This window comes from Pseudomonas sp. GT1P32, from assembly GCF_054897805.1.
The window spans coordinates 6772021-6780349 of sequence record NZ_CM142704.1 but is presented as its reverse complement, the minus strand read 5'-3'; the positions used below and the strand labels follow the sequence as shown (position 1 = coordinate 6780349).

The window sequence follows — 8329 nt, the reverse complement described above, 5'->3', positions numbered from 1 at the left end:
GCGTCAAGTCATAAAATCAGAGGCAGGTAGCCAGCGCCGCCAAACGGCGCTTGGCGACAAAATCGTCATGCTGCGCGTAGTAACTCAACGCCGTCCCTGACGCATCGGTGGTCACGTCCACAAAGGACTCCGCCGAACGCGTGTAAACGGTAGACCCGCCCTTCTTGCCCGGCTGCAAATATGCGCCCGCATCGACGCCGAACACCGCCTCGTCCTGCCAGGCGAACTGCACGCACTGGGCGACGACTTTTTCCGGTTTGTCCGAAGTCAGGGTTTTGTAAGGGGTGCCCGTGCGGGCATCGTTCATCACCGAACCGGCGCATCCCGCCAGCAACGTTGCGGCCAGCGCCACCATCAGAATTCGCATTGCGTGTGCTCATCAAGAAAAAGCGGACTGTATCACCGTGAGCCGGCGTATCGTTCTGCTTTACTTCATTTATACCGCGACACCGCGCAACGATTCGCGCACCCTGTCGCGCCAAACGCAGCGTCGCCCTTATTTCCGGGCTCATTTTTTTCTGGAACGTCCATGACACCCAACGCCGAATTCTACAAACCGACCGCTGAATATGCCGACAAGCTGATCAGCCAGATCGGTCAGACGCCTTCCTGGATCGCCAAGCGAATCGGCGTCACCGACAAGCGGATCCGTTACATCCTCGACGGCGAACGTACCGTCAAGGGCGAAACCACGCCGATCCAGATGACCTACTGCGAGCAGTTTGCCCTCGAATGCCTGGCCGCAGCGGCCAAGGCCAGCAAGAAGCAGTCCGTGTAACCCATTCTCAAGGAGCGACCATGGCGGCAACCGAACAGCAACACGAGCAGGCACTGCAAAAGTTTCTCGATGAGCGACCTGAACTGCGCCACGAACTCGACAACCTCAACCCGCTGCTGGCTCAGGCCAAGGGCGAAACCGCGGCGCAGTTTCGCGACGAGCGCTTGCATGAAGCGTTCGAAGCCGAGGCCGAACGCCTGGGGTTGTTTGCCTGGGAGCTGACCCTGCAACTGACCGCCGCGACGTCTGAGGACTACGAGGCCCAGCGGCTCGAAGTGCACAGGGAAGTGGCCGAAATGGCGGGGATGGACTGGCTGGAGTATTGCGAGTTATATGGTCTGACCCCGTAACCGTCGCCGCACAAGGATCCCGCCACCGATGCTGCCTTCGTCCTCCACGACCCGCGCCAGTCCGGGGCATCTGCACACTCAGAAATGGCGCGGCCGCATCGGCCTGTCGCTGGTGGCCGCACTCTCGGTACTCGCCGGCATGACCGACGCTATCGGCTTCATGGCCAGCGGCGACTTCGTCTCCTTCATGAGCGGCAACACCACCCGCCTCGCCGTGGCGATCAGCGACGGCGACATGGGCCTGACCCTGCGCCTGCTGCTGCTCGTGGCCACGTTCATCCTCGGCAACGCCTTGGGCATTGTCGTCAGCCGTGTCGGCGGGCGACGCGCGCTGCCCTTGTTGCTGAGCATCGCCATGTTGTTGTGTGCGGCCGCGGCCTGGCCTTATGACGAACAATTGCCGGCGCTGCTGGCGGCGATCATCGCGATGGGCATGCTCAATGCCGCTGTCGAAGAAGTGAATGGCCTGCCGGTGGGTCTGACTTACGTGACGGGCGCCCTGTCGCGCTTCGGTCGCGGCCTGGGACGCTGGATGCTCGGCGAGCGGCGCAATGGCTGGCGGGTGCAGTTGATCCCCTGGACCGGAATGTTTGCCGGCGCGGTGCTGGGGGCTGTGCTGGAGCATCATCTTGGACTCAGGGCGTTGTTTGTCAGCGGGTTGCTGGCGGGGGCGCTTGGCGTGCTGTCGTTGAGGATTCCAAGGCGTTGGCAGTTGGGGTATATGCCGCGCTGAGCCCGGGTGTACATCCGGAACCTTGAGGCTGCCTGGCAGGCCGCCATCGCCGGCAAGCCGGCTCCTACAAGGGTTTGCGGTGGGTCGCGGTCTTGCATAAGACACAGGACCTGTAGGAGCCAGCTTGCTGGCGATGGCGACAACTCGGTCCACGCCTTATCATGGCCGCAGTTTTACTGATCGAGTCCGTCATGAAGTTCGCCATCGCGCTGTTTTCCGCCGCCCATGCGCCCTCCTCGCGCCGTGCCTTGCTGTTCGCCCAGGCTGCGCTGGCCGGCGGGCATGAGATTGTCCGGCTGTTTTTCTATCAGGATGGCGTCTACAACGCGTCCGCCAGCGTGGTCACGCCGCAGGATGAACAGGACCTGCCCAAGCAATGGCGCGCCTTTGTTGCCGAACATCAACTGGACGGCGTCGTCTGCATCGCCGCCGCCCTGCGCCGTGGCGTATTGAACGACGAAGAAGCCCAGCGTTATCAGCGCGAAGCGGTCGCCGTCGGCGCGCCGTGGGAGTTGTCCGGTCTCGGTCAGTTGCATGACGCGGTGCAGGACGCCGACCGACTGATCTGTTTCGGAGGTGCGTGACATGCCTAAATCCTTGCTGATTATCAGCCGTCAGGCGCCGTGGTCCGGGCCGAGCGCACGTGAAGCACTGGACATCGTGCTGGCCGGCGGTGCCTTCGACCTGCCGATCGGCCTGCTGTTTCTTGATGACGGGGTGTTCCAGCTCGCGCCGAAACAGGACGCCAAGGCCCTGCAACAGAAAGACTTGAGCGCCAACCTGCAAGCGTTGCCGATGTTCGGCGTCGAAGACCTGTTCGTCTGCGGCGACAGCGCCGCTGAACGCGGCCTGGCCCCGGACAGCTTGTCGCTGGAGGACGCCCAAGTGCTGGCCGCCAGCGAAATCACCACCCTTATTGACCGTTATGACCAAGTGATCACCCTCTGATGTCGACTTTGCATGTGTTGTCTCATTCCCCGTTCGGCGACGACCGCCTGAGCAGTTGCCTGCGCCTGATCGGCGCGAATGATGCGCTGCTGCTGACCGGTGACGCGGTGTATGCGTTGCAACCGGGCACCGCGCCCTTCAACGCACTAATCGCCGGCAACCCGACGCTGTTCGTGTTGGCCGAAGACGCCCAGGCTCGTGCAGTGGAGGTTCCGGGTACGGCCAAGGCGATCGATTATCCCGCCTTCGTCGAACTGTCGATTCACTACGACAAGGTCAACAGCTGGTTATGAATGCACTGACGGTCGGCGCCCGCGCCATCGAGTTGGACAAGGACGGTTTCCTGGTTGAACTGAGCGACTGGTCCGCCGACGTGGCCACCGCCCTCGCCGCTGCCGAAGACATCGAGTTGAGCCCCGAGCACTGGGAAATCCTCGAATTGCTGCGCAGCTTCTACGCCGAGTTCCAGTTGTCCCCGGCGACACGTCCGCTGATCAAGTACACCGCGTTGAAGCTCGGCCCGGAAAAAGGCAACAGCCTGCACCTGAACCGACTGTTCAAAGGCACCCCTGCCAAACTCGCCGCGAAACTGGCGGGCCTGCCCAAACCGACGAATTGCTTATGACCGATTATCCAGCGCTGACTCTAGAAACGCCCGCCGAACACCCGTTCGCCCAATTCGTGCGGATCCTCGGCAAAGGCAAGCGCGGCGCCCGCGACCTGACCCGCGAGGAAGCCCGCGAAGCCATGGGCATGGTGCTCGACGACAAGGTCGAAGACACTCAGCTCGGTGCATTTCTGATGCTGCTGCGGCACAAGGAAGAAAGCGCCGAGGAAATGGCCGGCTTCACCGAAGCCCTGCGTGAGCGCTTGCAACCACCGGCCTTGAATGTCGATCTGGATTGGCCGACCTACGCCGGCAAGAAACGCCATCTGCCGTGGTATCTGCTGGCAGCCAAGTGCCTGGCGCAGAACGGCGTGCGGATTTTCATGCACGGCGGCGGCGCGCACACGGCCGGGCGGCTGTACAGCGAGCAACTGCTGGATGAGCTGAAGATCCCGTTGTGCCGCGACTGGCAACAGGTCGGCTCGGCGCTCGATAACGGCGGCCTGGCGTTCATGCCACTGGTGGATTGGGCCCCGCAACTGCAACGGATGATCGACCTGCGCAACACTTTGGGCCTGCGCTCGCCGATCCACTCCCTGACGCGCATTCTCAACCCGTTGAGCGCCCGCTGCGGCCTGCAAAGCATTTTCCACCCCGGCTACCAAGCGGTGCATCGCGATGCCAGCGGCTTGCTCGGCGACACCGCGATTGTGGTCAAGGGCGATGGCGGCGAGATCGAGATCAACCCTGATGCCGACAGCCACTTGTACGGCACCACCGGCGGCGAGAGCTGGGATGAGGAATGGCCGCAGTTGTCGGCGCAACGCCATGTCAAACCCGCCTCTCTCGATCCCGAACATTTGAAAGCCGTATGGCGCGGTGACGTGGTCGACAGTTATCCGCAAATGGCGCTGATCTCGACCATGGCCCTCGCACTACGTGGCCTCGGCCAATCTCGCGAAATCGCCTTCGAAACCGCCCAGAAGTATTGGGACGCACGGGACATATCGATTTAACCGATCATAAGCGCCCAACCTTTGCGCTTTTTTATCGAACCTATCGGAATAGACTCCTCTCCAACGCTTATCGGTTGAGGAGTCTTGAACATGGGTTTGTTAGTCGAAGGTCGCTGGCATGACCAGTGGTACGAAAGCAGCAAGGACGGCGCGTTCCAGCGCGAACAGGCGCAGCGTCGAAACTGGCTGACGGCCGACGGCACGCCCGGCCCGACCGGTGTGGGTGGCTTTGCCGCCGAGGCGGGTCGTTATCACCTCTACGTATCGCTCGCCTGTCCGTGGGCGCATCGCACACTGATCCTGCGCAAACTCAAAGGCCTTGAAAGCCTGATCGACGTGTCGGTGGTCAGTTGGCTGATGCTGGAAAACGGCTGGACCTTCGACAAGCACTTCGGCTCGACCGGCGACAAGCTCGATCACTTTAACTTCATGCACCAACGCTATACCGCCGACACTGCCGACTACACCGGCCGCGTCACTGTGCCGGTGCTCTGGGACAAGCAGCAGAATCGCATCGTCAACAATGAATCGGCGGAGATCATCCGCATGTTCAACGGCGCGTTCGATGACTTGACCGGCAATGACCTGGATTTCTATCCGGCGCCGTTGCGCGGCGAGATCGATGCGTTGAATGAGCGGATTTATCCGGCGGTGAACAACGGCGTGTACCGTGCCGGGTTCGCGACATCGCAGACGGCTTATGAAGAGGCGTTCGACGGGTTGTTTGCGGAACTGGATCGACTGGAACAGCTGTTAGACGCCAATCGTTACCTGGTGGGCGAATACCTGACTGAAGCGGACATTCGCCTGTTTACCACGCTGATCCGCTTTGATGCGGTGTACCACGGTCACTTCAAGTGCAACCTGCGGCGGATTGCCGATTATCCGAACCTGTCGAACTGGCTACGCGAGATTTATCAGTGGCCGGGGATTGCCGAGACGGTGGATTTTCAGCACATCAAGAACCACTACTACGGCAGTCACAAGACCATTAACCCGACCGGGGTTGTGCCGAAGGGGCCGGAGCAGGACTTTACCGTGGCGCATGATCGGGCGCGGTTGAGCGGGAAAGGGGTTTGGCGCAAGAACAGCGCCTGATCCTGAATGTGTGCAAATGTTGAGGGCCCCTTCGCGGGCAAGCCTCGCTCCTACAAGGATCGCGTAATCCTGTAGGAGCGAGGCTTGCCCGCGAAGGAAGCGACGCGGTTTTTAGACCTGCGCCTGCGCCCCTTCAAACCAAGCCAGTTTCTCGCGCAACTGCACCACTTCCCCAACAATCACCAGCGTCGGTGCATGTACTTCATGCTTCGCCACCAATCGTGGAAGATCGGCCAAGGTGCCGGTGAATACTCGCTGATTAACCGTGGTGCCCTGCTGAATCAACGCTGCCGGCGTATCCGCTGCGCGACCATGCTTGATCAACTGCTCGCAGATGATCGGCAAGCCCACCAGCCCCATGTAGAACACCAGGGTTTGCGCCGGGGCGACCAGGTCACCCCACGGCAAATCGGTGGAACCGTCCTTCAGGTGCCCGGTGACAAATCGCACCGACTGCGCGTAATCGCGGTGGGTCAGCGGAATCCCGGCGTACGCCGCGCAACCGCTGGCCGCCGTGATGCCCGGCACCACCTGGAACGGAATGCCATGGGCCGCCAGTTCTTCGATCTCTTCACCGCCACGGCCGAAGATGAACGGATCACCGCCCTTCAACCGCACCACGCGCTTGCCCTGCTTGGCCAGGTCCACCAATTGCTGGTTGATCTGATCCTGCGGCACGGCGTGATCGGCGCGACGCTTGCCGACGTAGATCCGCTCGGCATCGCGACGGCACAAATCGAGAATCGCCGGTGCCACCAGCCGGTCATACAGCACCACATCGGCTTGCTGCATCAGGCGCAAGGCGCGGAAGGTCAACAGGTCGGGATCACCCGGACCGGCACCGACCAGATACACCTCACCGGTGGCAACCGGCGCTTCACCGCTGATTTTCGCCTGCATCATGCGCTCGGCTTCAGCGCCCTGCCCGGCCAGTTGCCGGTCGGCAATCGGGCCCTGGAACACATCTTCCCAGAACGCCCGACGCTGCTGTACATCCGGAAACAGGCCTTTGACCTGACTGCGAAAACGCGCGGCCAGACCGGCGAGTTGACCGTAGGTGGAAGGAATCCAGGTTTCGATCTTGGCGCGGATCAACCGCGCCAGCACCGGCGCATCGCCGCCACTGGAAACCGCGATGATCAGTGGCGAACGGTCGACGATCGCCGGGAAGATCACGCTGCACAAGGCTGGCGCATCCACCACGTTGACCGGCACGCAACGCCGATGAGCATCGGCGGAGACTTGTGCATTCAGCGGCTCGTCATCGGTGGCGGCAATGATCAGCCCGCAGCCGTCCAGATCCGCTTCGACGTAGCCACGCAACAGGCACTCGCCACCGCTGCCGGCAACGAGTTCGCGCAGTTGCGGTTCGATTTCAGGCGCAACCACCCGCAGCAGCGCACCGGCTTCGGCCAGCAGGCGGGATTTGCGCAAGGCAATCTCCCCCCCACCGACGACCAACACACGACTGCCGCGAAGGTTGTGAAACAGCGGCAGATAGTCCATTTAGCCGATGACCTCGAGGCCACCCATGTACGGTTTCAGCACGTCCGGCACACGGATCGAACCGTCGGCCTGCTGGTAGTTTTCCAGCACGGCAACGAGGGTACGACCGACCGCCAGACCCGAACCGTTCAGGGTGTGAACCAGTTCAGGCTTGCCGGTTTCCGGGTTACGGAAACGCGCTTGCATGCGACGGGCCTGGAAATCGCCGCAGTTGGAGCACGACGAAATCTCGCGGTATTTGTCCTGGCTCGGAATCCACACTTCCAGGTCGTAGGTCTTGACTGCGCTGAAGCCCATGTCGCCGGTGCACAGCGCAAGGGTGCGATAAGGCAGCTCCAGCAGTTGCAGGACTTTCTCGGCGTTGGCGGTCAAGCCTTCCAGCGCTTCCATCGAGGTCGATGGCTCAACGATCTGGACCATTTCAACCTTGTCGAACTGGTGCTGGCGAATCATGCCGCGGGTATCGCGACCCGACGCACCGGCTTCACTGCGGAAGCACGGCGTATGGGCGACGAACTTGATCGGCAGCAGTTTCGAATCGACGATTTCGCCGGCGACGATGTTGGTCAGCGACACTTCAGCGGTCGGGATCAGGTACAGATCGGCCTCGCCTTCGCGAGCGATCTTGAACAGGTCTTCTTCGAATTTCGGCAACTGACCGGTGCCTTGCAGTGCCGGCGCCTGGACCAGATAAGGCGTATAGGCCTCTTCGTAACCGTGCTCGCTGGTGTGCAGGTTGATCATGAACTGCGCGAGGGCGCGGTGCAGACGGGCGATCGGGCCGCGCAACAGGGCGAAACGCGCGCCGGACAGCTTGGCGGCGGTTTCGAAGTCCAGCCAGCCGAATTTCTCGCCCAGGGCGACGTGATCCTGGACCGGGAAATCGAACGCGGTCGGGGTGCCCCAGCGGCGCACTTCAACGTTGCCGTCTTCGTCATCGCCGATTGGCACAGATTCGTGCGGCAGGTTCGGAATGCCGAGCAGGATCGAATCCAGATCGGTCTGGATCGCGTCCAGTTCCACTTTGCCGGCGCTCAATTCGTTGGCCATGCGCTCGACGTCCGCCATCAACGGCGCGATGTCTTCGCCGCGCTGCTTGGCCTGACCGATGGATTTGGAGCGCGCATTACGTTCAGCCTGCAGTGCTTCGGTGCGGGTCTGGACGGTCTTGCGCTGTTCTTCCAGCGCTTCGATGCGCGCAACATCCAGCGTGTAGCCACGGGATGCCAGGCGGTCCGCTACGTCCTGAAGGTTGCTACGTAACAGTTTGGAATCGAGCATGTCGGTCTCTCG

General features: G+C 61.8%; 12 protein-coding genes. 9 read left to right on the top strand and 3 right to left on the bottom strand.

Annotated elements, in window-relative coordinates; genetic code table 11:
* Window positions 1-16: 16 nt before the first annotated feature.
* Window positions 17-367, bottom strand: a complete 351-nt coding sequence (locus ACYZUC_RS30995) for a hypothetical protein (protein ID WP_008029480.1) — start codon at window positions 365-367, stop codon at window positions 17-19.
* 162 nt (window positions 368-529) lie between these two features.
* Between ACYZUC_RS30995 and ACYZUC_RS30990 the strand changes: the two genes are divergently transcribed.
* The 9 genes from ACYZUC_RS30990 (at window position 530) to ACYZUC_RS30950 (ending at window position 5530) form a co-directional block, all read left to right on the top strand.
* A complete protein-coding gene (locus tag ACYZUC_RS30990; protein ID WP_008045271.1) occupies window positions 530-778 on the top strand; it encodes a hypothetical protein in 249 nt (82 codons plus the stop codon).
* 20 nt (window positions 779-798) lie between these two features.
* Window positions 799-1128 carry a DUF6388 family protein gene (locus ACYZUC_RS30985; protein WP_008045269.1) on the top strand — a complete coding sequence of 110 codons (330 nt, stop codon included), beginning with the start codon at window positions 799-801 and terminating at the stop codon, window positions 1126-1128.
* A 28-nt stretch (window positions 1129-1156) separates the two neighbouring features.
* Window positions 1157-1861: a YoaK family protein gene (locus tag ACYZUC_RS30980; RefSeq protein WP_461992505.1), complete on the top strand. Its 705-nt coding sequence runs from the start codon at window positions 1157-1159 to the stop codon at window positions 1859-1861.
* 191 nt (window positions 1862-2052) lie between these two features.
* Window positions 2053-2445 (top strand): sulfurtransferase complex subunit TusD, encoded by a 393-nt coding sequence (gene tusD / locus ACYZUC_RS30975; RefSeq protein WP_008029488.1) that lies wholly within the window; start codon window positions 2053-2055, stop codon window positions 2443-2445.
* Between the two features lies 1 nt (window position 2446).
* Window positions 2447-2809, top strand: coding sequence for a sulfurtransferase complex subunit TusC (gene tusC / locus ACYZUC_RS30970; protein WP_461992502.1), 363 nt, complete (start codon window positions 2447-2449; stop codon window positions 2807-2809).
* Window positions 2809-3102, top strand: a complete 294-nt coding sequence (gene tusB / locus ACYZUC_RS30965) for a sulfurtransferase complex subunit TusB (protein WP_461992500.1) — start codon at window positions 2809-2811, stop codon at window positions 3100-3102. Before tusC ends, tusB begins: the two co-directional genes overlap by 1 nt.
* Window positions 3099-3434 carry a TusE/DsrC/DsvC family sulfur relay protein gene (locus ACYZUC_RS30960; RefSeq protein WP_461992498.1) on the top strand — a complete coding sequence of 112 codons (336 nt, stop codon included), beginning with the start codon at window positions 3099-3101 and terminating at the stop codon, window positions 3432-3434. The genes tusB and ACYZUC_RS30960 overlap by 4 nt, the downstream gene beginning before the upstream one ends.
* On the top strand, window positions 3431-4432 hold the full coding sequence (locus ACYZUC_RS30955; protein WP_461992497.1) for a glycosyl transferase family protein: 1002 nt from the start codon (window positions 3431-3433) through the stop codon (window positions 4430-4432). The genes ACYZUC_RS30960 and ACYZUC_RS30955 overlap by 4 nt, the downstream gene beginning before the upstream one ends.
* A 90-nt stretch (window positions 4433-4522) precedes the next feature.
* The gene (locus ACYZUC_RS30950; RefSeq protein WP_008043794.1) at window positions 4523-5530 is read left to right on the top strand and encodes a glutathione S-transferase family protein; all 1008 of its coding nucleotides are present in this window, start codon (window positions 4523-4525) and stop codon (window positions 5528-5530) included.
* Between the two features lie 111 nt (window positions 5531-5641).
* Here ACYZUC_RS30950 and cysG read toward each other — a convergent pair whose 3' ends face one another.
* Together cysG and serS are read right to left on the bottom strand one after the other, a co-directional pair.
* On the bottom strand, window positions 5642-7036 hold the full coding sequence (cysG, locus tag ACYZUC_RS30945; RefSeq protein WP_461992495.1) for a siroheme synthase CysG: 1395 nt from the start codon (window positions 7034-7036) through the stop codon (window positions 5642-5644).
* Window positions 7037-8317 carry a serine--tRNA ligase gene (serS, locus tag ACYZUC_RS30940; protein WP_008029502.1) on the bottom strand — a complete coding sequence of 427 codons (1281 nt, stop codon included), beginning with the start codon at window positions 8315-8317 and terminating at the stop codon, window positions 7037-7039. It lies immediately after the preceding gene.
* Window positions 8318-8329: the final 12 nt, after the last annotated feature.